This is a genomic window from Achromobacter veterisilvae (genome assembly GCF_900496975.1).
Taxonomy (GTDB): Bacteria; Pseudomonadota; Gammaproteobacteria; order Burkholderiales; family Burkholderiaceae_B; genus Achromobacter; species Achromobacter veterisilvae.
In genome coordinates this window covers 70,495-96,082 of sequence record NZ_UFQC01000004.1, presented here as the reverse complement: position 1 = coordinate 96,082, position 25,588 = coordinate 70,495, and the positions used below count along the sequence as shown (strand labels likewise).

Here is a 25,588-nt window from a genome sequence, read left to right as displayed (position 1 = left end):
AGGAAGCACACCATGTCCATCAAGCCTCTTGCGGGCATACGCATTCTGGATTTCAGCAAAGTGCTGGCCGGCCCCATCTGCACCCAGGCGCTGCAGGACCTGGGCGCCGAAGCCATCAAGGTGGAAGCCGCCGACATCGGCGACGACACCCGCGGCTGGCCGCCCTTCAGGAACGGCGAAGGCGCGGTCTTCCACTATGCCAACCGGGCCAAGCGCAGCATAGCGCTGGACCTGAAATCCGCCGACGTGCTGGCGGCGGTACACAAGCTGGTCGAAAGCGCCGACGTGGTCGTCGAGAGTTTCGGCCCTGGCGTGGCCGAACGGCTGAAGATCGACTTCGAAACGCTTTCCGCCATCAACCCGCGGCTGGTGTATTGCAGCATCTCCGGCTACGGACGCAGCGGCCCGCTGGCGCACGGCAAGGGCTACGACATGATTCTGCAGGCCTTCGTCGGCATGTGCTCGATCATGGGAGAGCAGGGCAGCGGTCCAGTGCGGGCGCCGTTTTCGCCGGTCGACCAGGGCACCGGCATGCAGGCGACCAGCGCCATCCTGGCCGCATTGATGCAGCGCGGCCAGACCGGCGAAGGATGCCGCATCGAAGCCTCGCTGTTCGAAACCGGCATGGCGTTCCTGGGCTACATGTTCCAGAGCTTCTGGGAGCGGGGAACGGAACCGCAGCGCTACGGCTGCGCACACGAATCCCTTTGCCCCTACGAGGCCTACCAGGCGCGCGATAAACAGATCCTGATCGGCGTGGCCAGCGAAGCCCTGTGGCGGCGCCTGTGCGACGTGCTGGGCCTGGAAGACATGCGCGACGATCCGCGCTTCGAGAGCAATGCCAAGCGCGTGCAGCACCGCGGCCTGGTCGCGCAGCGACTGAACGAGGTGCTGGCGGGGCAGGACGCGGCGCATTGGCAGGGCCTGCTGCTGGACAACGGCATCCCGGGCGCGCAGATCAACACCTTCGCCGATGCCCTGAACCATCCGCACACCCTGGCCAGCGGCATCCTGGTCGACGTGGACAGCGAGCGCCACGGTCCGATGCGCACGGTCGGACAGCCGGTCAAGTTCAACGGCCAGCGCAGTATGGCCAAGGGTCCGGCGCCAGCGCATGGCGAACATACGCGCGCGATCCTGGGCGAACTCGGATACGCCGACGAACAGATTGAAGCCCTGCGCCGGCAGGGCGCGGTCAAGCTGGCCTGACGCGCCAGCCACACAGACAGAGAGAAACATGAGCGAGACATACATCGTAGGCATAGGCATGACGCCCCTGGCCAAGCACCTGAGCCTGAGCGTGAAGCAGTTGTCGGCCATGGCCGTGGACAAGGCCCTGCAGGATGCCGGGCTGGAACGCGGGGCCGTCGAGGCGGCCTGGTTCTGCAATACGCGCCAGGGCGCGCTGGAAGGCCAGCATGGCGTGCGCGGGCAATGCTCGCTGCGCGCCTACGGCTTCGAAGGCATCGCCATCTTCAATACCGACAACGCCTGCGCGAGTTCGAGCTCGGGCCTGTTGCAGGCCCACGCCGCGGTCAAGGCCGGGCTGTACGACGTCGCCCTGGTGGTGGGCGCCGAAAAAATGAACTACCCCGAAAAGCGCGAACAGATGTTCGAGGCCTTCAAGGGCAGTTGGGACCGCGACCTGGCCGAGCAGCACATGCAGGCGCTGCTGGCCATGGGCGCGGGCATGGAGCTTCCGCCCGAGGCGCTGGCCGAGACGGGCGAGCGCTCGGTCTTCATGGACATCTACGCCGCGCAGGCTCGTTTCCACATGAAGACCTTCGGCACCACGCAGCGCCAGATTGCCGCCGTGGCCGCCAAGAACCACTGGCACTCGCAGTTCAACCCGCTGGCGCAGTACCGGACGCCCATGACCGTGGAGGAAGTGCTGGCCGACAAACTCGTCGCCTGGCCCATGACGCGCTCGATGTGCGCGCCCATGAGCGACGGGGCGGCCGCCCTGGTGGTCGTATCCGAAAAAGCGCTCAAGCGGCTCGACGCCCGCCGGGCGGTGCGGATCCGCGGCATCGCCGCGAGCAGCGGCTCGCAGCGCACCGCCGAACAGGTCGACCGCCATCTCACCCGGGGCGCCGCCGGGCGCGCCTACGAGGCGGCCGGCGTCGGGCCGCAGGATATCTCGCTGGCCGAACTGCATGACGCGTCGGCCATCGCGGAGATCCTGCACAGCGAGAACTGCGGCTTCTGCGACTACGGCGACGGGGGCGCGCTGGTCGAAAGCGGCGCGACGCGCCTGGGCGGCCGCCTGCCGCTGAACGTATCGGGCGGCCTGCTTTCCAAGGGGCATCCGATAGGCGCCACCGGGGCCATCCAGGTGCACGAGATCGTGACGCAACTGCGCGGCGAAGCGGGGCAGCGTCAGGTTCCCGGCAATCCGCGCCTGGGCATGACCGAGAACGGCGGCGGCTTCTACGGGCTTGAAGAAGCCGCCTGCGTGGTCGGCATCTTCGAAGCGCCGTCGCGCCCATAAGGCGCGGCCACCAGGAGCCTGGCGATGCCCATCGACCGAGAACAGTTACTGAACTGGACCATCCCCGAAGTCCGGCACACCTATACCGAGCGCGACACCATGCTGTACGCGCTGGGCCTGGGCGTCGGCGACGATCCGCAATCTCCGCAAACCTTGCGCTTCGCCTACGAACGCGATCTGCGGGCGCTGCCCACCATGGCGGTAGTGCTGGGCTACGCCGGCCTGTGGATGCGCGATCCCGCGCTCGGCCTGCAATGGCACAAGATGCTGCATGGCGAGCAAGGCATGGCGCTGTACCGGCCCCTGCCCACCTCCGGCACCGTGATCGGCCGCACCCGGGTCACCGAGGTGTACGACCGCGGGCCGGAAAAGGGCGCGGTGGTGCATAGCCGGCGCGACGTCGTCGACGCGGCGACGGATGAACTGCTGTGCAGCCTGTTCGTCACCTCCATGCTGCGCGCCGACGGCGGCTTCGGCGGGCCGCCGCCGCCGGCCCGCCCGGGCGCGGCCATGCCCGGGCGCGCGCCCGACTACGTGCGGGACCAGGCCATCCTGCCGCAGGCCGCCTTCATTTATCGGCTGTCGGGCGACTACAACCCCCTGCACGTGGACCCGCGATTGGCGGCGGAAGCGGGTTTCCAGGCCCCGATCCTGCACGGCCTGTGCACCTTCGGCATGGCCGGGCGCGCGCTGCTCGACGCGGCCTGCGGGAATGAGCCGCAACGGCTGCAATCCATGGACGTGCGTTTTTCGGCGCCGGTGTACCCTGGCGAAACACTGCGCACGGAAATCTGGATCGACCGTGGCGCGGCGGTGTTCCGCAGCAGCGCGCTGGAACGGGGCGCCGTCGTGCTGAACAACGGCAGCGCCACGGTGGGGGCATGACATGACGTGGCACAAGGAGAAAGCAATGGGTCCCCTGGCTGGACTGAAAGTGGTGGAGTTCCCGGCCATCGGCCCGGTTCCGATGTGCGGCATGCTGCTGGCCGACCTGGGCGCCACCGTCATACGGCTGGAACGGCGGCAACCCGCGGCCGACCTGGGGGTGGAGCGCCCGCTCAAGTACAACCTGCTGCTGCGCAACCGCCCCAGCATCAGCGTCGACCTGAAAGCGGCCGACGGCGCGCGCTTCGCCATGGAGTTGCTCGACTCCGCCGACGCGCTGCTCGAGGGCTTCCGGCCCGGCACGATGGAGCGCATGGGGTTCGGGCCGGAACCTTGCCTGGCGCGCAACCCCAGGCTGGTCTATGGCCGGATGACCGGATGGGGGCAGACCGGCCCCTACGCCGCCATGGCCGGACACGACCTCAACTACATCGCCATGACCGGCGCGCTCAATGCCATCGGCCGCCGGGGGCAGCCGCCCACGCCGCCCCTGAATCTGGTCGGCGATTTCGGCGGAGGCGCCCTGTACCTGGCCCTGGGAGTCATGGCCGCGGTCTTCGCGGCGCGCGGCGGCGGCAAGGGGCAGGTGGTCGACGCGGCCATGGTGGACGGGGCCGCCTCGCTCATGACGCCGTTTTTCGGCATGGCCGCCGCCGGGCTGCTCAATCCCGAGCGCGGCACCAACGTCCTGGACTCGGGCGCGCCGTACTATGACGTGTACCGCTGCGCCGACGGCAAGTACCTGTCCATCGCGCCCATCGAGACCCGCTTCCGCAGGGTCTTCTTCGACAAGCTGGGGATGGGCGGCGATTCCATGGACGGCGACGCGAAAGCCGGCTGGGATGCCTTGCGCGAGGAGATCGCGGCGCGCATCGCCACCCGTACCCAGGCCCAATGGTGCGCCGTCTTCGACGGCACCGACGCCTGCGTCGCGCCCGTCCTGTCCATCGCCGATGCGCCCGCCCACCCGCACAACCGCGCCCGCGGCACCTTCATCGATATCGACGGCGTCGCCCAGCCCGCGCCGGCGCCGCGCTTCGGCGGCACCCCCACGGCCACGCCCCGTCCGCCCGAGCCCGTCAACAGCCGCTACGAGCAATGCCTGCGCGGCTGGGGCTGGTCCGACGCGGCCATTTCCCAGTGGCAAGGCAACCCCGCCGTCGGCCCCGGCGCCTAGGCGGAAGCGCCCGACCCGTCTGCTAGACTCATACGCCTGAATCCGGACCCTCCCATGAGCAAGACTGACCCCCACCCCGCGCCCGCGAACGGCCGGCGCCGCAAGGCGATGGAAGCCAGCCCGGCCGGCCTCTCGGCCGCCCGCGACGACCTGAAAGACAGTTCCGACCGGCAATTCGTCGTGGCCCTGGCGCGCGGCCTCGATATCCTCAAGGCTTTCCGGCCGCGCGAAGGCCCGCTGGGCAACCGCGAACTGTCCGAGCGCACCGGCATGCCGGCCGCCACGGTTTCGCGCCTGGCCTACACCCTGTGCCGCCTCGGCTACCTGGAATTCAATCCTCGCCAGGAAAACTACGAACTGGGCAGCAGCACGCTGGCGCTGGGGCAGGTCGCGCTGGCCCGCCGCAACATACGCAAGGTGGCCGCGCCCCTCATGCAGGAACTTGCCGACCGCACCAACGGCAACGTCGGCCTGGGCATCCTGCACAAGCGCATGATGCTGTACATCGAAACCTGCGAAGGCTCGGGCCTGATCGGCCTGCGCCTGTTCAACGGCTCGCGCATTCCCATCATCACCAGCGCCATGGGCCGCGCCTACCTGGCCCGCATGGAAGAGGGCGAGCGCGAACGCCTGCTGGAAGTCCTGCAGCCCCAGTTCGGCGCCGACTGGGCGACCGCCATGGTCGGCCTGCAAAAGGCCATGCGCGACATGGACCGCTACGGCTTCTGCACGTCGCTGGGCGAATGGCAAAGCTATATCCACGGCGCCGGCACCGCCATACGGCTGTCCGACGGCAGCCTGTACGGCCTGAACCTGGGCGGCGCGGCCTATCTGCTGCCCGAGCGCGAACTGGTGGAAGTCTACGGCCCGCAATTGGTGGAAGTGGCCGAGAAAATCCGCAAGGCCATGAGCGTGCCGGACGAGGCGTAATGCGGGGCGGCGCCCCGAGGCAGGAGGAACGGTCGCATGGCCACGCCTGAATTCCGGCGCTGGAGGCGATCGGCTACGTCCTGGCGCTGCGCGAGCCTTCCTGGCACCAGCACCGCCTGCTGCAACTGGACGAGCCGCGAGTGAACCTGCACGTGTTCGGTTCGGATTGCCCGGAGATGGAGGTGATGGCGTACAACAAGCGCAAGGAAGCGACGCTGCGCGGGATCTACGAACGCATGTTCCGCGCCGCCGGCTTCCGGTGATGGGCGTTCAGGCGCCCGGCAGCATGTAGCGCGCGGACACGGCCAGGATGCGTTGGGCGGATTCGCGCAGCAGGCGCGCTTCGCGATAGGCCTGCAGCGACACGACGGCATCGTAGCGGCGCGAGCTGCGCGGGCCGGCCAGCAAGGCCGGGCGGCGGGTCAGGATCGGGGATATCAAGCGTTGCATGTCGGAATTCCTGCGGGCTCCAGGCCCGGTATATGCCAGGCATCGTAAGCCGGCCTGGAATGCGCGCCAACGATTTACCTTTCATATGGATATCCGGGCTTTCCCGGAGGGATCGCCGGGATCTGCGCGCATTGCGCCGCCAGTATCGCCGCCGCATGTGACAGTCTGATGCCAGCATCGGCGGGTTCTTGCGAATTCTGATACTACGCGGTAGCATTAAAAAAAGAATACCGGATTGGAGACAGGAATGCCGTTGCCCTTGGAAGGTCTGTTGGTGATCGCTGTGGAACAGGCCGCCGCGGCGCCCTATGCTTCGTCGCGGCTGGCCGACGCCGGCGCGCGCGTGATCAAGATCGAACGCGCGGCCGGCGATTTCGCGCGCGGCTACGACGGCGCGGTCATGGGCGACAGTACGTATTTCGTGTGGCTCAACCGCGGCAAGGAGTCCATCGTGCTGGACTTCGCGCAGCCGGAGGACATGGCGCTGCTGCGCACGCTGATCCTCCAGGCCGACGTGCTGATCCAGAACCTGGGGCCGGGCGCGGCGGCGCGCGCGGGCTTCGGCTGGCAGGAAATGCGCGCCGCCAATCCGCGGCTGATCACCTGCGACATCACCGGCTACGGAGAGACGGGGCCGTATGCGGACATGCGCGCCTACGATCTGCTGGTGCAGGCCGAATCGGGCGTCGCCTCGGTGACCGGCACGCCGGAAGCGCCCGGGCGCATCGGCATTTCCGCCTGCGATATCGGCACCGGCATGTACGCGCACGCCGCCATTCTCGAAGCGCTGCTGCAGCGCGAGCGGACGGGGCAGGGCAGCGCGCTGCACGTGTCGCTGTTCGATGCGATGGCCGACTGGATGACCGTGCCCTTGCTGCACTACGACTACGCCGGCACGGTCTGGCCGCGCGTGGGACTGGGGCATCCCACCATCGCTCCCTACGGCGCGTTCGCCTGCGGCGACGGGCAGCAGCTCCTGATCGGGGTGCAGAACGACGGCGAGTGGCGCCGCTTCGCCAGCGACGTCCTGCGGCGGCCTGAATGGGTCGACGACGCGCGCTACCGCAGCAACCAGGATCGCGTGCGGCATGCCGACGGGCTGAAGGCCGAGATCGAATCGGTGCTGCGCGGAATGGATCTTGCCGAACTGCGGCAGCGCCTGACGCAGGCGAAGATCGCATACGCGTCCGTCAACGGCGTCAAGGAATTGTCGGCGCATCCGCACCTGCGCCGCGTGAACGTGCGCACCGCGCACGGCGAGGCCTCCATCGTGGCGCCGCCCGCGCAGGTGCGCGGCGAACCGCGCCAGTTGGGCGAGGTGCCGGCCATCGGCGCGCATACGCAGGCTGTCCGCGCGGAATTCGGCGGACGGCCCTGAGGGTAGAATTTCGCGTTTATTTTCGGCACAGCAAGGACACCATGGGACGGCCAAGCCTGATCGACAGTACGGAAGGAATCGAGAAGCGCCTCGCCATTCTCGACGCCGCCGCGTCCGTATTCATGAACCTGGGCTTTTCCGCGGCCTCGCTCGACGACATCAGCGACGCGTACGGCGCCACCAAGGGCATCATCTATTACTACTACCGCAACAAGTCGGCGCTGTTTTTCGCCGTGCAGCGGCGCGCCATGGAATTGACCCGCGAGGCGATCGAGCCCCACGCCCTGGCCGGCGGAAGCCCCGCGGCCCGGTTGCGCGGGATGGCGCATGACCACACGCTGCTGATGATGGAGCACCTGGCGTATCTCCGGGTGGCCGCGCAAGGCCTGGAACTGCACCTGACGGGCCGCACCACGGCTTCCGAACGCGCCGAGCTGGAAGACATCCTCAAGCTGCGGGCGGCGAACGAAGCCCTGTACATGCGCGTGATCGAAGAGGGCGTGCAGTCCGGCGATTTCCGCCCCATGGATCCCAAGCTGCTGGTCAAGCCGCTGCTGGGCGCATTGAACTGGACGTCGCGCTGGTATCACCCGCGCAAGAACGAAACCGCGAAGGACCGCGAGCGCGTCGCCGATGAACTGGCCGGCTTCGCGGTCAGCGCGTTGTTGCCGCATCCGCGGTAAGCGCCGGACCGCGCGGGCGACGGGCCCGCGCGGTTTTTTTTAATCCATTTTGATACTAATCGGTATTATTTAAATAACAGGACGACAGCGATCTATGGCTCCGAAAATCCTGGTGGAACGCACCGGCTTTGTGACGACGGTGATCATCAACCGGCCCGAAGTGCGCAATGCGCTGGATCGCGAAGCGGCGGCCGGGCTGGCCCGCGCCATGCGCGAATTCGACGCCGACGACGAAGCGCGCGTCGCCGTGCTGTGCGGCGCGGGCGGGGCTTTCTGTTCCGGCGCCGATCTCAAGGAACTGGCGGGCGGCGCCGATTACGAGCCGTGGGCGGGCAGCCCGGAAGGTCCGCTGCACGCGCCGCTGTCCAAGCCCGTGATCGCGGCCGTGGCCGGCCATGCGTGCGCCGGCGGGCTGGGCGTGGCCCTGTGGTGCGACCTGCGGATCGCGGAAGAGAGCGCCTCGTTCGCCGTGCTGTCGCGCCGCTGGGGCGTGCCCATGAGCGACGGCACGACCGTGCGCCTGCCCCGGCTGATCGGCATGAGCCGCGCCCTGGACATGCTGTTGACCGCCCGCATCGTGTCCGCGGCGGAGGCCGAGCGCTACGGGCTCGTCAACCGCGTCGTCCCGGACGGGCAGGCGCGCGCGGAGGCCGAGGCGCTGGCGCACCAGATGGCGCAGTTCCCGCAGATCGCCTTGCGTTCCGACCGCCAATCGGCCTATGCCCAGGCGGGCATGGCGGAACGGGACGCCGTGGCGGCCGAAATGGCCTATGCCGCCGAGGCGCGCCGCCTGGAGGCGAGGGCGGGCGCGCAACGTTTCCAACAGGGCGCGGGCCGTCATGGCGCCTTGCCCGATGCCGATTAGGAGCCCCGCATGCGAGCCGTGATTTGCCGAGGGCTGGACGATCCCAGCCAAGTCAGCGTGGAAGTCTGCGCCGCGCCGCCCATGATTCCTGGCGGCGTGCGCATCGCCGTGCATTCCTGCGGCGTGAGCTTCGCCAATCTGCTGGTGCTGCAAGGCAAGCACCAGAACCGGCCGGCGCTGCCCCTGACCCCGGGCACCGAGGTCGCGGGCATCGTCACCGAATGCGCGCCGGACGTCACCCTGTTCCGCCCGGGAGACCGGGTGGTGGCCGGCGTGCGTTCGGGCGGCTTCGCCAGCGAGGCGGTGGCCCCGGAGGACACCACGTTCGCCCTGCCCGACGGCGTGGATTTCGACAGCGCGGTGCAGTTTCCGACCATCTACGCCACGGCCTACGGGGCGCTGTGCTGGCGCGCGCACCTTCAGCCCGGCGAGACCGTGCTGGTGCACGGCGCCAGCGGAGGCAGCGGGCTGGCGGCCATCGAAATCGCCAAGAGGATGGGCGCGAGGGTCATCGCTTGCGCCAGCACGCAAGCCAAGCTCGACGCGGCGCGGGCCCATGGCGCCGACGCCGGGCTGAACTACCGCGACGGCGACTTCCGCGATGCCGTGCTGTCGCTGACCGGCGGCCGCGGCGCCGACGTGATCTTCGATCCGGTGGGCGGCAAAGTCTTCGACGAGTCGATGCGCTGCGTGGCCCCGGAAGGGCGGCTGATCCCCATGGGTTTCGCCGGCGGCGATATTCCGCAGATTCCCGCCAATATCCTGTTGGTCAAGAACGCCACGGCCATCGGCATCTACTGGGGCTACTACATGGGCTGGGGCCGCGTGCCGGTCCCGCCCGAACGCCGCGCGGCGGTGCGCGCCGCGTTCGCGACACTGTTCGGCTGGGTGGTCGAGGGCGCGCTGAAGCCCCGCACGCAGCGGACCTTCGCGCTGGAATCGTACGAAGAGGCGCTGGCCGTCCTGGCGTCCCGCGAGGTGATCGGGCGCGTCGCCCTGCATCCGCAACCCTCCCCCTGACAACGGGCGCAGACCCGTGTATCCCAACAACCAACGACAAAGCACTATCAAGGAGCAGGAGACATGAAACGATTGATCAAGCTGTTCATCGGCGTCACGCTGGCCGTGGGCGCGCAGGCGAGCTACGCCTTTCCCGACAAGCCCATCCGGCTGATCGTTCCCTATCCGCCGGGCACCGGCACCGACACGCTGGCGCGCTTCACCGCCCGCCAACTGGAAGCCAGGCTGGGCCAGCCCGTGATCGCCGAAAACCGGCCGGGCGCAAGCGGCATCATCGCGACCCAGACGGTGGTGACGGCCGCGCCGGACGGCTACACGCTGCTGCTCGCGGCCAACGCGCCGGTGGCGACCAACGTGGCGGCGTTCGCCAAGCTGCCCTACGACCCCTTGACCGACCTGGCGCCGGTGGCGGTGCTGGCCCAGGCGCCGATGGGCTTCTACGTCTACCAGGATTCGCCGTACAAGTCCGTGGCGGACCTGGTCGCGGCCGCGAAAAAAGATCCGAAGAAGCTGAACTATGGCGCGGGCAGCGCGACCTACCAGATCGCCACGGAATGGTTCCTGTCGCTCGCGCAGGCCAGCGCCAATGGCATTTCGTACAAGGGCGCGGGCCCGGCGCTCAATGACCTGGCCGGCAAGCAGGTGGACTTCGTGATCGCGGAATACAGCGGCGCGCAGGCCCTGGTGCAGGCGGGCAAGCTGCGGCTGCTGGCGGTGACGACGAACGAACGGCTGGCCAGCGCGCCGGACGCGCCGACCTTGCAGGAGCTGGGATACAAGGACTTCTTCAAGGTGGCGTGGTGGGCCATGTTCGCGCCGGCCAAGACGCCCGCCCCGGTGATCAAGACCTTGCAGGACGCCCTGCTGGCGATCTATGCCGAGCCCAAGACGCGCGATTTCCTGGCGCAGAGCAATTTCATTTCCTTCATTGGCGACGCGGAAGCGCTGGCCAAATTCCAGAGGAAGGAAATCGAACTCGAGATCGCCACGGCGCAGACGGCCAACATCCCCAAGCAGTAATCCGGCACCCACGACAGGACGTTACGCGATGGATATGCAAGCGACGCTCGCGTTGCCCTTCTTCGGTGCGGAGCACCAGGCGGTGCTGCGGCAGGCCGAGGACTGGCTGTCGGCCTTGCCTGCCTGGTCCGCGCCGCAGGGCCGGCCCGAACTGGACCGGGCGTGCCGGGAGCTGGCGGCGCGGATGGGGCAGGCGGGCCTGCTCGCGCATGCCGTGGCGGATCCGGCCCAGGCCGGCGCGCGCATCGACACGCGCGCGGTCTGCCTGCTGCGCGACAGGCTCGCGCAGCAGGGCGCGCTGTTCGATTTCGTATTCGCCATGCAAGGGCTGGGCTCGGCCGCCATCTCGCTGGAAGGCTCGCCCTCGCAGCGCGAACGCTACCTGGGGCCGACCCGCGAAGGGCGCTACGTGGCGGCCTTCGCGCTGTCGGAGCCGCAGGCGGGCTCCGACGTGGCCGCGCTGGCGTGCACCGCCAGGCGGTACGGCGACGGCTATGTCCTGGACGGCACGAAAACCTGGATCTCCAACGGCGGCGTCGCCGACTACTACGTCGTCTTCGCCCGCGAGCCCGGCAGCGCGGGCGCCAAGGGCATCTCGGCCTTCATCGTGGACGCCGGCACGCCCGGCCTGGAGGTATCGGAGCGCATCGACGTCATTTCTCCGCATCCGCTGGCCACGCTGGCGTTTTCCGCTTGCCGCGTCGATGGCGGCCAGCGGCTGGGCGAACCGGGCCAGGGATTCAAGCTGGCCATGCGCACGCTGGACATCTTCCGCGTTTCGGTGGGCGCGGCGGCCCTGGGCTTTTCGCGCCGCGCGCTGGCCGAGGCCACTCGATACGCGCTGGAGCGCGAGATGTTCGGCAAGACGCTTGCCGACTTCCAATTGTCCCAGGCCAGGCTGAGCCAGATGGCGACCCTGACGGACGCCTCGGCCCTGCTGGTCTACCGCGCCGCCTGGGCGCGCGACGCGGGCCAGGGATCGCCGCGCGCGGCGGCCATGGCCAAGCTGGCCGCCACCGAGCACGCCCAGCAAGTCGTGGACGCGGCGCTGCAGATGCACGGCGGCCTGGGCGTGCGCGAGGGCCACATCATGGAACGGCTGTACCGCGACGTCCGCGCGCTCCGGATCTACGAAGGCGCGACCGAGGTGCAGCATCTCATCATCGGGCGCGACCTGCTGCGCGAGGCGCGCGAGCGGCTCGCTCCCGCCCCGCCGCGGGCCGCGCCCATCCCGGGCCCGTCCCGGGCGATATCCAACCAGGAGCAGATATGACAGGTCCTTTGGCCGGCATGCGCGTCATCGACGCCAGCAACTTCGTATTCGGGCCGATGGCGACCCAAATGCTCGCGGACATGGGCGCCGAGGTGATCAAGGTCGAGCCGCCGCAGGGCGATCCCATGCGCATGGTCGGCACGTCGCGCAACCCGAAGATGGGGTCCTTCTTCCTCAACCTGAACCGCGGAAAGCGCAGCGTGGTGCTGGACCTTAAGGACGCCGGCGACGTGGCGCGCCTGGATGCGCTGCTGGCCACGGCCGACGTCTTCGTGCACAACATGCGTCCGGCCGCGGCGCGGCGGCTGGGCATTGCCTACGAAGACCTGGCCCCGCGCCATCCGCGGCTGGTCTATGCCGTGGCCCTGGGTTTCCACCAGGACGGCCGCTACGCCGAACGCCCCGCCTATGACGATGTGATCCAGGGCATGAGCGGGGTATCGGGCCTGCATGCGCGCATGTACGGCGAGCCCGGCTTCGTGCCCATGCTTTTCACCGACAAGCTCTGCGGCGTCTACCTGGCCGGCGCGATCGCGTCGGCGCTGGTGGCGCGCGCGGCCAGCGGGCAGGGGCAGCAGGTGGAAGTGCCCATGTTCGAAACCATGGCGTCCTTCAATCTGGTGGAACACCTGGCCGACAGCATTTTCAGCGTCGCGGGGGCGGAGGCGTCGGCGCGCGGCTACGAACGGGTCTTCAGCCGCTACCACCGGCCCCTGAAGACCCGCGACGGGCATGTCTGCCTGGTCGCCAATACGGACGCGCAATGGCAGCGCCTGTTCTCCCTGGTGGGCCGGCCCGAGTTGGCGGCGGACCCGCGCTTCGCGACGATGGGAGACCGCATCCGCCACGCGGAACCGCTGTACGAAGAGATCAGCGAGAGCCTGCTGGCGCGCAGCGCGGCCGAATGGCTGGCGCTGTTTCTTGAACACGACATTCCCGCCGGGCCGGCCAACGGCCTGGACGAGCTGCTGAACGATCCGCACCTGGCCGACGTGGGTTTTTTCCAGGACGTCGAGCACCCGACCGAGGGCGCGCTGCGCTGCGCGCCCACGCCGTTCCGCTTCTCCGCCAGTCTGCGGGCGGCCGCCGGCGGGGCGCCGGGGCTGGGGGAGCACAACGGGGAGATCCTGGGGTAGGCGCGGGCTGCCGCGCTCGCGCTCAGGTCGCCTTCAGGCGCGAGGGCACCTCGTCCGTGTCGCTGCAGACCGCCAGGACTTCCGCCGGCTTCCTGCTCAGCGACAGGTAGACGTGCCCGATGCTGCTGTCGAAATAGGCGGTCTCGAGCTTCCCGAGCACCACGCTGTCGCCGTTCTCGAACTGGATGCGGACCTTGCCCGACAGCACCACGGCGAATTCCTGGCCCGGGTGCCGGATGTAGTCCTCGAACTCGACCACCTCGCGCGCGTCGATCAGGGCGAACATCGGGGTCATCTTCTTGCCGGGGTATTCGCCCATGAGCAAGCGGTAGTGATAGTTCTCCGTGACGTAGTCGCGGGCGTCGCCGAGCTTGTTCTTGATGAAGGTGGGAGCGACGGCCGCCTGCGGAGTATCCCCCAGCATGAACATGCGGGTCATGTCGATGTCCAGCGCCCGCGCCAGCGCGGCGAACTTTTCGTAGCTCAGGGCGATCTGCCCCAGCTCGGCCTTCGAGAGCGTCGACACCGCGATGCCGCTGGCGCGCGACACGGCCTGCAAGGTCAGTTTCCTTGCCTTGCGCTCGGCCCGCAGGCGAGCGCCCATTTCTTCCTTGCCCACGATCTCGGGCGGGACGGTCTTGCCGGAAAGGGCCATGTAGCGGTCTGGCATCAAGGGGTTGAGGGCTGGGGCAGGGCCCGCAAGCCCCGCCGCGCATGCCGATTGTAAAGGTTGCGGCCGTTCAGGCGGCGCGGTTCAGCACCCGGCCCGCGTGCCGGCCGGTGAAGGCCTGGTCCTGCCAGACCGGCGCGCCGTTGACGTAGACGGAATGGATGCCGGCAGCGCGCTCCGTGGGGCGCTCGAACGTGGCGGAATCGGCCACGGTCGCCGGGTCGAAGACCACCAGGTCCGCGAAGTAGCCGGGCTGCACCTGCCCACGCCCGGCCAGGCCGAACTTGGCGGCGGTCAGGCCGGTCATCTTCCAGACCGCGGTTTCGAGGGGAAAGAGGCCCAGGTCGCGGGAGTAGTGGCCGAGCACGCGGGGGAAGGTGCCCCACAGCCGCGGGTGGGGGCGTTCGTCATGGGGCAGGCCGTCCGAGCCGATCATGGTGGGACCGAACGCCAGGATGCGCTGGACGTCGGGCTCGTCCATCATGAAGTAGATGGCGCCGGCGGGCTGCAGTTCCTGCACCACGTCGTACTTGGACTTGCCGCGCTCGGCGGCGACTTCGTCCAGGTCGCGCCCGCTCAGTTCTGGGAAGGGCTTGCACCAGGTGATGAGGGTGCGTCCGGCAAGCAGGACGCGGTCCTGCTTGAGCATGGTGGAGCCCGCCACGTAGGGATAGGCGTCCAGCGAGACGTCCTGCGCGGCCATGGCGGCTTCGATCAGGCGCAGCGTTTCCCTGGAACGTCCGAAGTTCGGCTTGCCCATGACCTTGTGGTGCGAGATGACGACGGGCACGCCCAGTTCGCGGCCGATGCGGAAGGTCTCCTCCAGGGCCGGCACGATGTGCTCGCCTTCGTCGCGCATGTGCGTGGCGTAGATGCCGCCGCGCGCGCCGAGCGGGCGGCAGACTTCGATGATCTCCTCGGTGCTGGCGCTGGCGGCCGGCGGGTAGAACGTGCCGGTGGAGATGCCGATGGCGCCGCTGGCCAGCGCGTCGTCGGCCAGGGCCCGCATGGCCCGCACTTCGGCGGGCGTGGCTTCGCGCTTCAGGTCGGCCATGACCGCCGCGCGCAGCGTGGAGTGGCCCACCATGCAGGCGGCGTTGACGGCGGCGGGCGCGGCGCGCAGGGCGTCCAGATAGTCGGAGAAGCGCTCGAAGCGATAGGAGCCGCCTTCGTCCAGCAGGTCCAGCGGCGCGGGCGGGTTGGCGTGCGCCAGCGGCGCCAGGCTGATGCCGCAATTGCCGGTGACGACGGTGGTGACGCCCTGCGAGATCTTGGGCGTCATGTCGCGGTGCCTGAGCAGGTAGTTGTCGTCGTGCGTGTGCGAATCGATGAACCCCGGGGCCACCACCTTGCCGGCGACGTCGATGCGCAGCCCGGCGGCGCTGCCGCTCAGGTCGCCCACCGCGGCGATCCGGTCGCCGCGCACGCCGACGTCGGCCCGGCGGCCGGGCACGTTTGCGCCGTCGATGACGGTGCCGCCGGCAAGAATGTAGTCGAATGGGGTGGCGTCGGGCTGGTTCATGCGTATCTCCGGCTAGGCAAAGTGGCAGGCGACCTGCTGTTCGGGGGCGATGTGGCGGGGCGGCGGGGTTTCCTGCGCGCAGCGGGGCTGGGCCATGGGGCAGCGGGTGCGGAACGCGCAGCCCGAAGGCGGCGACAGGGGGCTGGGGATTTCGCCCTTCAGCACCTCGACCGGCGCGCGCTCTCCCTGGCGCGCGGACGGCACCGCCGCCAGCAGGGCGCGGGTGTAGGGGTGGGCGGGGCGTCCGAAGACGGCGTCGCGCGTGCCGATCTCCACGATCCGGCCCAGGTACATCACCGCGACCCGGTGGCTGATGTGGCGCACCACGCTCAGGTCATGGGAGATGAATACGTAGGTCAGGCCCAGGTCTCGCTGCAGGTCCATCAGCAGATTGATGACCTGGGCCTGGACCGAGACGTCCAGCGCGGACACGGGTTCGTCGCAGACGATCAGGCCCGGGTCCAGCGCCAGCGCGCGCGCGATGACGATGCGCTGGCGCTGCCCGCCCGAGAATTCGTGGGGGTAGCGGTCGGCGGCGTCGGGGCGCAGGCTGACCCGCGCCAGCAGTTGCGCGACGCGTTCCCGGATCGCGGCGCGGCCGTGGCCGAAGTTGCGCAGCGGCTCGTCGATGATGTCGCGCACGCGCATGCGCGGGTTCATGGACGAAAACGGGTCCTGGAAGATGAACTGCATCCGCTGGCGCATGGCGCGCAACTGGCTGCCGTTCATCGCCGCCAGGTCGTGCCCTTCCAGCAGGATGCGGCCTTCGGTGGGCTCGGCGAGCCGGATCAGGCACTTGCCGGTGGTGGACTTGCCGCAGCCGGATTCGCCGACCAGGCTCAGAGTCTGGCCGCGCGGGACGGACAAGGACACGCCGTCGACGGCGCGCAGCACTTTCGCGCCGCCGTCGACGGGGAAGTGCTTCTTGAGGCCGACGACTTCGAGCATGGGCAAGGCCTCGGCGGCGGGCGCAAGGGGGGTGTCGTGCAGGTTCATGTCGGGTCTCACGCAGTCATGGCGTCGGCTACGGGCGCGGCCTCGCGGGCCCAGCACCAGACGCGGTGCCGGCTGCCGGCGTCCACGGCGGGCGGGGCGGCTTCGACGCAGCGCGGCTGCGCCTGGGAACAGCGCTCGGCGAAGGGGCAGCCGCGCGACGCCGGCGTCATCACCGGCACGATGCCGGGCAGCTCGGCCAGCCGCGCGCCATGGCCCTGGCCGTCCACGAACTCGGGCAGGGAGCGGATCAGCGCCTGGGTATAGGGATGCTGCGGGCGGTCCAGGACGTCGTCGACGCTGCCTTCCTCCACCTTGCGGCCGGCGTACATCACGATGACGCGCTGGCACATCTGCGCCACCACGCCCAGGTCGTGCGTGATCAGCACGATGGCGGTGCCGAGCCTGGCCTGGATGTCCCGCAGCAGGTGCAGGATCTGCGCCTGGATGGTGACGTCCAGCGCCGTGGTGGGCTCGTCGGCGATCAGGACCTTGGGCTGGCAGGCGAGGGCCATGGCGATCATGGCGCGCTGGCGCATGCCGCCCGACAACTGGTAGGGATACTCGCGGACGCGGCGGGCGGGGTCGGATATCTGCACCAGGTCCAGCAGCTTCTCGGCCTGCGCCAGGGCGTCGCGGCGCGACAGGCCCTGGTGCAGCATGAGCGATTCGCTGATCTGCCTGCCGATCGTGAACACGGGGTTCAGGGAGGTCATCGGTTCCTGGAAGATCATCGAGATCCGGTTGCCCCGGATCTCGCGCATGGCCTTCTCGGGCAGGGCGAGCAGGTCGCGCCCGTCGAATTCGATCCGGCCGCCCGCGACGCGCCCGGGGGCGCGCAGCAGGCGCATGATGGACAGCGACGTGACGCTCTTCCCGCATCCGGATTCGCCGACCAGGCCCAGGGTTTCGCCGGGCAGCAGGTCGAACGAGAGGCCGTCCACGGCAACCACCGTGGTGTCGTCCCCGTCGAAGCAGGTGGTGAGGTCGTGCACGCGCAAGACAGGTTGGGGTTGCATGGGCGCTCCTACAGCTTTTTGGCCAGGCGGGGGTCGAGCATGTCGCGCAGCCCGTCGCCCACGAGATTGACGGCCAGGACGGCCACGCCCAGGAACAGGCCCGGATACAGGATGATGTGGAAGGCCACGGCGACGAAGTTGCGGCCTTCGGCCATGATGTTGCCCCAGCTTGGGGTCTGGGGCGGGATGCCCACGCCCAGGAAACTCAGCACGGCCTCCGTCAAGATGGCCGAGGCGGCGATGAAGGTGGCCTGCACCATCAGCGGCGCGAACAGGTTGGGCAGGATGTGGCGCAGCAGTATGGCGGGCACGCGGGTGCCGGAGGACACGGCCGCCTCGATATAGGGCTGTTCGCGGATCGTCAGCACCAGCGCGCGCACCAGGCGCACGACGCGCGGCACTTCAGGAATGACGATGGCGATGATCACGGTGCCCAGGCCGCCCTTGAGGGTGGCCATCAGCGCGATCGCCAACAGTACGCCGGGGATGGCCATCAGACCGTCCATGATGCGCATGATCGCGGCGTCCAGGCGGCGGAAGTAGCCCGCCGCCATGCCCAGCGCGACACCGCCCACGGTGGCGACCGCCGCCACCACGATGCCGACCACCAGCGATATGCGGGCGCCCCAGACGGTGCGCGAGTACACGTCGCGGCCCAGCGCGTCGGTGCCGAAGAAATGCTCGGACGACGGCGGCTTCATCCGCGCCATCGGGTTGATGTCCTGCGGATCGACCGTGGCCAGCCAGGGGGCGGCCAGCGCGATCGCGGCCAGGGCCAGCAGGATGGCGCCGCCCACGTACAGCATGGGGTGGCGGCGCAGCGATTTGAGGACCCGGCGGTAGCGCGGGCGCCTGGCGGGCAGAGGCAGGGTGGCGGTAGTCATGCGTGTCCCCCTTCAGTAGCGGATGCGAGGATCGAAGAGCCGGTAGCTCAGGTCGACCAGCAGATTGATCAGTACGTAGATGCCGGAAGCCACCAGCAGCACGCCCTGGATGACGGGGTAGTCGTGGCGCAGCACGGCGTCGATGGTCAGGCGGCCCAGGCCGGGGATGGCGAACACGGTTTCGGTGACGACCACGCCGCCGATCAGCAGGGCGACGCCGACGCCGATGGTGGTGACGATGGGATTGGCGGCATTCTTCAGCGCATGCCACACGACGGGGGCCGCCGACAGGCCCTTTGCGCGGGCGGTGCGGATGTAGTCTTCGGACAGGGCTTCCAGCATGGTGGCGCGCGTCATGCGGGTCAGCAGCGCCATATAGACCAGGCCCAGCGACAGGCACGGCAGCACCAGGTGGCGGAGGTAGGGCGCCACGCCGGCGGACAGCGGCTTGTAGCCCTGCACGGGCAGCCATCCCAGCTTGATGGAGAAGCCGTAGACCAGGCTGTAGCCGATCAGGAAGACCGGCACCGAGAAGGCGCAGACCGCGCCGACCATGACCAGCCGGTCCAGCCAGCGTCCCGCGTTCCAGGCCGCCAGCACGCCCAGCGGCACCGCCGCGATCACGGCGAACAGCATGGTGAATATGGCGATGGACAATGTGGGGCCCATGCGCTGGCCGATCAGTTGCGACACCGGCATTTGCGTGGCGATCGAGGTGCCCAGGTCGCCGGTGGCGATGTGGGCCACCCAGATGCCGAACTGCTGAAGCAGCGGCTTGTCCAGGCCCAGGTTCTGGCGGATTTTCTCCACGTCGTCGGCGGTGGCATTGTCGCCCGCGATCACGGCCGCCGGATCGCCCGGCGACAGGTGGATCAACAGGAACACCACGACCGCGACGACGGCCATGACGGGAATGACGGCCGCGATGCGGCGCAGGATGTATTTCACGCTGGTTTCCCCCGGGCTTGCGGCCGGGCGCGAGAGGCGCCCGGCGTCTGCCTTACGGTTTTTCGATGTTCCACATCACCGGGATGCCGGTCTTCAACAGCTCGGTGTGCTTGAGGCCGCGCACCGCGGACACCGGCTTGAACTCGCCGAACATGACGTATGGCACGGTCTGGTAGGCGCGCGCCTGCATCTGCGCGGCGATGTCCTTGCGCTTGGCCGGATCCGTCTCGCGGATCCAGTTGGTGCGCAGCGTGTCGAGTTCCTTGTCGCAAGGCCAGCCGGGCAGGCTGTTGCCGCAGGCGGCAGACAGCCAGGGATTGGTCACCGGCGTGCTGGCGTCGTAGTAGCCGCCCCAGGTCACGAAGACGCTCCAGCCGCCTTGCTCGGGCGCGTCCTTCTTCAGGCGGCGCGCGGCCAGCGAGGCCCAGTCCATCGACTGCAGGTCGACGTTGATGCCGGCCTTCTTCATGTTCTGCGTCAACACCATGACGGCGGGGGCGCTCAGGTGGTCGGTCGGGTACAGGACCACGACCTTCTCGCCTTTGTAGCCGGCTTCCTGGAGCAACTGCTTGGCGCGCGCCGGATCGGGCTTGGCGTAGGGCGCGGCGCCGGCGTCGGTGGCCAGCGGCGAGCCGCAGATGTAGAGGGTGGCGCAATAGTCGACCCGGTACTTTTCCGGGTACCCCATGGCCGACAGCATTTCCTTCTGGTTCACCAGGTGGTACAGCGCCTGGCGGGCCAACGGGTTGTTGAACGGCGGGTGCAGCGAGTTGACGATGACCATGCCCTGGGACGCCACCGAGGTGCCCAGCGTGATGTCGGGATTGCTTTCCAGGACGGGCAGGAAGTCCGGCGTCGTCTGTTCGATCATGTCGACTTCGCCGTTCATCAGCGCCGCCGTGGCCGTGTTCCCGTCGGGGATGTAGACCCATTCGACGCGATCCACCTTGACGTTCTTGCCGCCCGCCAGGCCGTCGGCCGGTTCGGCGCGCGGCACGTAGGCGGGATTCTTCACATACACCACCTTGTTGCCCGGCACCCACTCGTCGCGCTTGAACAGGAACGGGCCGGAGCCGACCATTTCGGTGACCTGCTTGTTCGGGTCCGTCATGGCCAGACGCTTGGGCATGATGAAGGGCGGCATGCCGGACGGCTTGGACAGGGCGTCCAGCACCAGGCCGAAGGGTTCCTTCAAGGTCAGCGTGAAGGTGTCGTCGCCCGTGGCGGCGAGTTCGGCGCCGGCGGCCATCAGGGCCTGGCCGAGCGTGTCCTTCTTCGCCCAGCGCTGGATCGAAGCGACGCAGTCCTCGGCCTTCACCGGGGTGCCGTCATTGAACTTCAGGCCCGCGCGCAGAGTGAAGGTCCAGGTCTTGCCGTCTTCGGACGTGGTCCAGGTGTCCACCATCTGCGGTTTGACCTGGCCCTTGCCATCCTGCGAGAACAGGGTGTCGAACACCATGTAGCCGTGGTTGCGCGTGATGTAGGCCGTGTTGAAGAGCGGGTCCAGCGTCTTGAGGTCCGCGTGCGGCACCAGGCGCAGGGTCGTGGGCTCGGCGAGCGCGCCCGTGGCGGCGCCCATGGCCAGCAGGGCGGCCGCGCCCAGCAAACTGAAACGTCTGATCATTCTTGTCCCCTTGGTCATTCCGAAGCCCGTCTCGGGCGGCGATGGATGGCGCCTCATGCCGTGAACGGCCATTTCGGCAATTTGCGTTTGGTGTAAGGCAGTGCGTTGTAGTCCTGCGTGATCGCGCCCGGCGTCTCGACGTAGATGACGTGGCGGCCGACTTGCGAATACGAGGCGTAGAAGTGCTGCGACGACTTCACGATGATGAGCTTCATGGCCCGCAGGTCCACGCCGAACTGCGTGAACAGGTCGGTGCCCATGGCCTGGGTGCGGTTGGTGGTCAGCACGATGGTCACGCCCTGGCTGCGCACGACCGCGGCGTCGCCCAGCAGCGCGGGGGTGCCGGCCAGGCCGGTCATGACGGCGTCGCGCTTGAGCGCCAGGATTTCGCAATCCAGGTCCAGCGGCATGCCGGAGACCGGGGCCACCTTCCCGCCGATGCGCAGTTTGATCCGCGCGCCTTCGCCCGCTTCGAAGCAAAGCTGCACGGCGACCGGATCCCAGAAGGGTCCGGTCGCGACGTCGCGGATGCCGCGCGCCAGCACGCGTTCCAGGATGAAGGTGGCGTCGCTGGGCGCGCCGCCGCCCGCGTTGTCGGCGGAGTCCGCCAGCACGACCGGGAAATCGTCCAGCGCCAGCGCCTGGTCCAGCGCCTCGTCGGCGCCGGGGTAGGGGGGCGCCAGCCGGTCGCGGAAGCCGATGATCTCTTCGCCCAGCGCGCGGGCCAGCGCGTCGGCCCGGGCCTGGTCGCCGTCGGTGTAGACCAGCACCTTGGACCCCATGTCCGGCGTGTCGCCCCAGGGGAAGCCATGCGCGATGGAAATCGACAGCACGCCTTCCTTGCCCTCCATGGCGAGCAGGCGGTCCACGAAGCCGCGCATAGGCTCGCGGCTGGTATGCATGATGGAGATCATCTCGCAGTCGTACACGGCGCGCGCGGGCTGGATGCGCCCTTGGGCGCGCGCCACGCACAGGTCCACCAGGTCGTAGGCGCGCTCCAGGATGTCGGTGTGCGGGTATTCCTTGAAACAGACCAGGAAGTCGGCGCTGTCGACCATGGCGGCCGTCATGTGGCAATGCGGATCCAGTTCGGCGCCGATCACCGTATCGGGGCTGACGATCTCGCGCGCGCGGCGCAGCAGGTCGCCTTCGCAATCGTCGTAGCCGTCGGCCACCATGGCGCCGTGCAGGCCGAACAGGGCGATGTCGACCTTGCCCGCGCGGCGCAGGTCCTCCAGCAGTTCGTCCCGCAGGGTTTCGTAGGCGTGGCGGGTGGTGACGCCGGCCGGCGTGGCGCCTGCCGTCATGCCTTCGATGAGCGTCCAGTCCTTGCCCTGCGCGCGCTGGCGGGCGGCCCAGAGCGGGCCGGAGAACATCTGCATGCGGTCGGGGTGCTGGCCCGCGGGGAAGTAGCCGCGCGCACGGTAGGCGGACAGCCCGGTCGGAATGGGAGAAAAGGTGTTCGTCTCGGTCGCGAGGGACCCGGAAAATATTTTCATGCTGCCGCTCCGCGTAAAGGATGGACGGGGCGCGGGCGTTGCCGCGCGCGCCAGGGAAATACCGCAATGCGCGGCATCCGCGCCGCGCGGTGTACAGGCAATCCGGCCCGGCGGGCCGGCTCAGGCTTCGGAGACGGGGCCCGGCGCCGAAGAGGCGCCGGAGGCATAGCGCGGCACTGAAGACTGATGGGCCGGCGTGCCTCCCAGCCAGGCCTGCACTTCGATCTCCACGTCCACGTCCATGGCCAGCTTGGCCTCGACCGTCGAACGCGATGGAAAGTCGGAGGGGAAATGGCTGCGGTAGGCGTCGTTGAATTGCGCGAACAGGTCCAGGTCGGACAGCCATACCGTCACGCGCACCACGTCCTTGAGCGTGGCGCCGGCCAGGGCCAGCGTCTCTTCGATGCGGGCGAGCGCGGCATGGGTCTGTTCGCCGATATCGCCGCGCACGACCTGCCCGTTGGCGTCCATCGGAATCTGCCCCGACAGGAACAGGAAGCCGCCCGCGCGGGTAGCGCGCGAGAAGGGCAGGGGCAGGGGGCTGGGATAGCGGGTGATGGCGTTCATGGTGGCGTCCGGGGTGGAGGGTCAGCGCAGGCGCGCGGGGCGCACGGCATCGGCATTGACGCCATGCGCGTGCAGGTGGGCGGGCACCGGCTGGCGCATGAGCAGCGCGGCGGCGAGTTCGGAGGTGGCGGCGGCGGTCTGGATGCCGTAGCCGCCTTGCGCCGCCAGCCAGAAAAAGGCCGGCGCTTCGGTATCCCAGCCCACCACGAAGTCCCCGTCGCGCACGAACGAGCGCAAGCCGGCCCAGGTGTGCCTGGGACGGCGGATGGTGAGCGAGGTGGCGTTTTCGATGCGATGAATGCCGGTGGCGACGTCCAGTTCTTCGGGCACGACGTCGTGCGCGGCGACCGGGTCGGCGTTGGCGGGCGAGCCCAGCAACTGGCCGGCGTCGGGCTTGAAGTAGTAGCTTTCGTCGACGCCGACGACGGCGGGCCAGCGGGAGAAGTCCACGTCCTCGGGGCCAGAGAAGGTGAACGCCGTGCGGCGGCACGGCTGCAGGCCGACGGGGCGCGCGCCGCACAGGGCGGCGGCATGGTCGGCCCAGGCGCCGGCGGCATTGACCAGCGCGCGAGCGCGCAGGCGGCGGCCGTCCGCCAGGGTCAGCGTCCAGGCCTCGCCGGCATGGGCGGCCGATACGACTTCGGCGTTGTTGTGCAGCACCGCGCCTTGGCGGCCCATGCCGCGCAGGAAGCCCTGGTGCAGCGCGTGCACGTCGATGTCGCGGGCGTCGGGTTCCTCGATGGCGCCGCAGATCTGGTCGCCGCGCAGGCACGGCACGCGTTCGACCGCCTGCGCGGCGTCGATCAGCGCCACGTTGGGCGATTGGCTGTGGAAATCTTCGTAGACCTCCCGCAGCAGGTCTTTCTGGTCAGGGGTCGCGACGTACAGCACGCCGCGCGGACTCAGCAGGGGGTGTTCGCTGAATCCTTGCGGCGGTTGCTCGTAGAAGGCGCGGCTGGCTCGCGTGAGCGCCTTGATCTGCGCGGTGCCATAGGTCTCCATGAACATGGCCGCCGAGCGGCCGGTGGAGTGATAGCCCGGCTGGGCCTCGCGTTCCAATACGACGACCGACGCCGTGGCGCTCAGCCGGTAGGCCACGGAAGCGCCGGCGATGCCGGCGCCGATCACGGCGTAATCGAATAGGGGTTCTGCTGTCATTTTGTCGGAAGCGAGAATTCTCTTATTTGATAATTCTCGAATACGATAGTTTTTTGGCGGCAGGCGGGTAATAGGGGAATGCCCTGATGGCGCGGGACGGAACGTCAGGCAGGGAGGGCGCCGGCGCGGGAATGCGCGCCGGGCGTGCGTGATGGAAGGGGCGGAGGAGCGCGCGGCGTCAGGTCAGGCGCGTGCCGTCGGGCACCTCGCCGTCCGGGACCCCCAGCACAATGCCGCCTTCCGCGTCCGCGAAGCCCAGCACCAGGACTTCGGATTTCACGGGGCCGATCTGGCGCGGCGGAAAATTCACCACCGCCATGACGCGTTTGCCGGGAAGGTCATGCAGCGCATAGTGCGCGGTTATCTGCGCGGAGCTTTTCCTGATGCCCACGCCCGCGCCGAAGTCGATCGTCAGTTTGTACGCGGGCTTGCGCGCTTCGGGGAAGGCTTCCGCCGATTGGATCGTGCCGATGCGGATGTCGACCTTGAGAAAATCGTCAAAGCCGATGGCCGGGGCGGCGGGAGAGGCGGGGTCCTGCGTGAAGTGCATGCGTGCTCCGTAATATCGAGGATTTGCCGCATGGGTGGAACAGTTTGTTCCGTCCAAAATTGCGGCTTTATGGCTGGGACATGTGCTTTGCGCGATTGCCCGCCGGTAGAATTCCTCCGTGCATTTTCCTCTATCTACCAGTCGGAAGGCTATATCGTTATGAGCAACGCTTATCTCGACGCTCTGAAGAAGCGTCGCACGCAGTATTCGCTGGGCCGCAACCTGTCGACCTCCAAGGAGGAACTGACCTCCCTGATCCAGGAAGCGATCAAGAACAGCCCCTCGTCCTTCAATTCGCAAAGCTCGCGCGCGGTGATCCTGTTCGGCGCGGAAAGCGAAAAGCTCTGGGACCTCGCCATCGAGGAAGTGCGCAAGGTCGCGCCGGCCGAAGGCTTCGACAAGACCGAGGCCAAGCTCAAGAGCTTCGCCGCCGGCGCGGGCACCGTGCTGTTCTACGAAGACCAGGACGTGGTGCGCAGCCTGCAGGAGAAGTTCGCGCTGTACGCGGACAACTTCCCGATCTGGTCGGAACAGGCGGGCGGCATGGCCCAGTTGTCGGTCTGGACCGCGCTGGCCAATGCCGGCGTGGGCGCCAGCCTGCAGCACTACAACCCGCTGATCGACGCCGCCGTGGCGAGCCAGTGGAACGTGCCGGCCTATTGGAAGCTGCGCGCGCAGATGCCGTTCGGCTCGAATGAAAACGGCTTCGGCGAGAAGCCGTTCATGGATGACGCCGAGCGCTTCCGCGTGTTCGGCTGATGTGCGGGGGCGCCGGTCAGGCGTCCCAGGCCCTGTTTGCAAAAGCCCGCGTTTCCTCAGGAAACGCGGGCTTTTTTCTGGCTGGCG

The 25,588-nt window shown here is 68.7% G+C and carries 26 protein-coding genes; 14 read left to right on the top strand and 12 right to left on the bottom strand.

The genetic code is table 11. The annotated features are described in order from the left end of the window. Nucleotides 1-12: 12 nt before the first annotated feature. From AVE30378_RS04735 to AVE30378_RS33000, 6 genes are all read left to right on the top strand, one after another. On the top strand, nucleotides 13-1,209 hold the full coding sequence (locus AVE30378_RS04735) for a CaiB/BaiF CoA transferase family protein (protein ID WP_129239622.1): 1,197 nt from the start codon (nucleotides 13-15) through the stop codon (nucleotides 1,207-1,209). A 28-nt stretch (nucleotides 1,210-1,237) separates the two neighbouring features. Then, on the top strand, nucleotides 1,238-2,491 hold the full coding sequence (locus AVE30378_RS04730; RefSeq protein ID WP_129239621.1) for a thiolase family protein: 1,254 nt from the start codon (nucleotides 1,238-1,240) through the stop codon (nucleotides 2,489-2,491). A 24-nt stretch (nucleotides 2,492-2,515) separates the two neighbouring features. Further along, nucleotides 2,516-3,376, top strand: coding sequence for a MaoC/PaaZ C-terminal domain-containing protein (locus tag AVE30378_RS04725; protein ID WP_129239620.1), 861 nt, complete (start codon nucleotides 2,516-2,518; stop codon nucleotides 3,374-3,376). A 25-nt stretch (nucleotides 3,377-3,401) separates the two neighbouring features. Further along, nucleotides 3,402-4,553 (top strand): CaiB/BaiF CoA transferase family protein, encoded by a 1,152-nt coding sequence (locus AVE30378_RS04720; RefSeq protein WP_129239619.1) that lies wholly within the window; start codon nucleotides 3,402-3,404, stop codon nucleotides 4,551-4,553. Nucleotides 4,554-4,607: 54 nt separating this feature from the next. Continuing rightward, complete coding sequence (locus AVE30378_RS04715; RefSeq protein WP_129239618.1) at nucleotides 4,608-5,483, top strand: IclR family transcriptional regulator; 876 nt, start codon at nucleotides 4,608-4,610, stop codon at nucleotides 5,481-5,483. A gap of 140 nt (nucleotides 5,484-5,623) precedes the next feature. Continuing rightward, nucleotides 5,624-5,746: a hypothetical protein gene (locus AVE30378_RS33000; RefSeq protein WP_279636176.1), complete on the top strand. Its 123-nt coding sequence runs from the start codon at nucleotides 5,624-5,626 to the stop codon at nucleotides 5,744-5,746. A 7-nt stretch (nucleotides 5,747-5,753) separates the two neighbouring features. On the opposite strand, the gene AVE30378_RS04705 is transcribed toward AVE30378_RS33000, so the two are convergent. Beyond that, nucleotides 5,754-5,933 (bottom strand): hypothetical protein, encoded by a 180-nt coding sequence (locus AVE30378_RS04705; RefSeq protein ID WP_043543579.1) that lies wholly within the window; start codon nucleotides 5,931-5,933, stop codon nucleotides 5,754-5,756. 247 nt (nucleotides 5,934-6,180) lie between these two features. Here AVE30378_RS04705 and AVE30378_RS04700 point away from each other — a divergent pair, with 247 nt between their 5' ends. From AVE30378_RS04700 to AVE30378_RS04670, 7 genes are all read left to right on the top strand, one after another. Continuing rightward, nucleotides 6,181-7,311, top strand: coding sequence for a CaiB/BaiF CoA transferase family protein (locus AVE30378_RS04700; RefSeq protein ID WP_129239616.1), 1,131 nt, complete (start codon nucleotides 6,181-6,183; stop codon nucleotides 7,309-7,311). A gap of 41 nt (nucleotides 7,312-7,352) precedes the next feature. After that, entirely contained in the window at nucleotides 7,353-7,994 is a 642-nt protein-coding gene (locus tag AVE30378_RS04695; protein ID WP_129239615.1) for a TetR-type transcription factor C-terminal domain-containing protein, read from the top strand. A gap of 94 nt (nucleotides 7,995-8,088) precedes the next feature. Further along, nucleotides 8,089-8,859, top strand: coding sequence for a crotonase/enoyl-CoA hydratase family protein (locus AVE30378_RS04690; RefSeq protein ID WP_129239614.1), 771 nt, complete (start codon nucleotides 8,089-8,091; stop codon nucleotides 8,857-8,859). Between the two features lie 9 nt (nucleotides 8,860-8,868). Beyond that, nucleotides 8,869-9,879, top strand: a complete 1,011-nt coding sequence (locus AVE30378_RS04685) for an NADPH:quinone oxidoreductase family protein (RefSeq protein WP_129239613.1) — start codon at nucleotides 8,869-8,871, stop codon at nucleotides 9,877-9,879. 63 nt (nucleotides 9,880-9,942) lie between these two features. Then, complete coding sequence (locus tag AVE30378_RS04680) at nucleotides 9,943-10,899, top strand: Bug family tripartite tricarboxylate transporter substrate binding protein (RefSeq protein ID WP_129239612.1); 957 nt, start codon at nucleotides 9,943-9,945, stop codon at nucleotides 10,897-10,899. 28 nt (nucleotides 10,900-10,927) lie between these two features. Next, entirely contained in the window at nucleotides 10,928-12,172 is a 1,245-nt protein-coding gene (locus AVE30378_RS04675) for an acyl-CoA dehydrogenase family protein (protein WP_129239611.1), read from the top strand. Continuing rightward, entirely contained in the window at nucleotides 12,169-13,308 is a 1,140-nt protein-coding gene (locus AVE30378_RS04670; RefSeq protein WP_129239610.1) for a CaiB/BaiF CoA transferase family protein, read from the top strand. The genes AVE30378_RS04675 and AVE30378_RS04670 overlap by 4 nt, the downstream gene beginning before the upstream one ends. A 22-nt stretch (nucleotides 13,309-13,330) precedes the next feature. Here AVE30378_RS04670 and AVE30378_RS04665 read toward each other — a convergent pair whose 3' ends face one another. The 11 genes from AVE30378_RS04665 to AVE30378_RS04615 all read right to left on the bottom strand — a co-directional run bounded on the left by AVE30378_RS04665 (nucleotide 13,331) and on the right by AVE30378_RS04615 (nucleotide 24,742). Next, on the bottom strand, nucleotides 13,331-13,963 hold the full coding sequence (locus AVE30378_RS04665; RefSeq protein WP_129239609.1) for a helix-turn-helix domain-containing protein: 633 nt from the start codon (nucleotides 13,961-13,963) through the stop codon (nucleotides 13,331-13,333). An 85-nt stretch (nucleotides 13,964-14,048) separates the two neighbouring features. After that, nucleotides 14,049-15,500, bottom strand: coding sequence for an N-acyl-D-amino-acid deacylase family protein (locus AVE30378_RS04660; RefSeq protein WP_129239608.1), 1,452 nt, complete (start codon nucleotides 15,498-15,500; stop codon nucleotides 14,049-14,051). Between the two features lie 12 nt (nucleotides 15,501-15,512). Beyond that, on the bottom strand, nucleotides 15,513-16,496 hold the full coding sequence (locus AVE30378_RS04655) for an ABC transporter ATP-binding protein (protein ID WP_129239607.1): 984 nt from the start codon (nucleotides 16,494-16,496) through the stop codon (nucleotides 15,513-15,515). An 8-nt stretch (nucleotides 16,497-16,504) separates the two neighbouring features. Then, a complete protein-coding gene (locus AVE30378_RS04650) occupies nucleotides 16,505-17,512 on the bottom strand; it encodes an ABC transporter ATP-binding protein (RefSeq protein ID WP_129239606.1) in 1,008 nt (335 codons plus the stop codon). An 8-nt stretch (nucleotides 17,513-17,520) separates the two neighbouring features. Next, nucleotides 17,521-18,396 (bottom strand): ABC transporter permease, encoded by an 876-nt coding sequence (locus AVE30378_RS04645; RefSeq protein WP_129239605.1) that lies wholly within the window; start codon nucleotides 18,394-18,396, stop codon nucleotides 17,521-17,523. 12 nt (nucleotides 18,397-18,408) lie between these two features. Next, nucleotides 18,409-19,344: an ABC transporter permease gene (locus tag AVE30378_RS04640; protein ID WP_129239604.1), complete on the bottom strand. Its 936-nt coding sequence runs from the start codon at nucleotides 19,342-19,344 to the stop codon at nucleotides 18,409-18,411. A 52-nt stretch (nucleotides 19,345-19,396) separates the two neighbouring features. Further along, nucleotides 19,397-20,968 (bottom strand): ABC transporter substrate-binding protein, encoded by a 1,572-nt coding sequence (locus tag AVE30378_RS04635; RefSeq protein ID WP_129239603.1) that lies wholly within the window; start codon nucleotides 20,966-20,968, stop codon nucleotides 19,397-19,399. A 53-nt stretch (nucleotides 20,969-21,021) separates the two neighbouring features. Next, a complete protein-coding gene (locus AVE30378_RS04630) occupies nucleotides 21,022-22,467 on the bottom strand; it encodes a M81 family metallopeptidase (protein WP_129239602.1) in 1,446 nt (481 codons plus the stop codon). A gap of 120 nt (nucleotides 22,468-22,587) precedes the next feature. After that, nucleotides 22,588-23,034, bottom strand: coding sequence for a RidA family protein (locus tag AVE30378_RS04625; RefSeq protein ID WP_129239601.1), 447 nt, complete (start codon nucleotides 23,032-23,034; stop codon nucleotides 22,588-22,590). A 21-nt stretch (nucleotides 23,035-23,055) separates the two neighbouring features. Continuing rightward, nucleotides 23,056-24,192, bottom strand: coding sequence for an NAD(P)/FAD-dependent oxidoreductase (locus tag AVE30378_RS04620; protein WP_129239600.1), 1,137 nt, complete (start codon nucleotides 24,190-24,192; stop codon nucleotides 23,056-23,058). A gap of 178 nt (nucleotides 24,193-24,370) precedes the next feature. Beyond that, nucleotides 24,371-24,742, bottom strand: a complete 372-nt coding sequence (locus tag AVE30378_RS04615; RefSeq protein ID WP_129239599.1) for a tRNA-binding protein — start codon at nucleotides 24,740-24,742, stop codon at nucleotides 24,371-24,373. Nucleotides 24,743-24,901: 159 nt separating this feature from the next. On the opposite strand from AVE30378_RS04615, the gene AVE30378_RS04610 reads away from it, so the two are divergent. Then, a complete protein-coding gene (locus AVE30378_RS04610; protein WP_129239598.1) occupies nucleotides 24,902-25,501 on the top strand; it encodes a nitroreductase family protein in 600 nt (199 codons plus the stop codon). The last annotated feature ends 87 nt before the right edge of the window (nucleotides 25,502-25,588 follow it).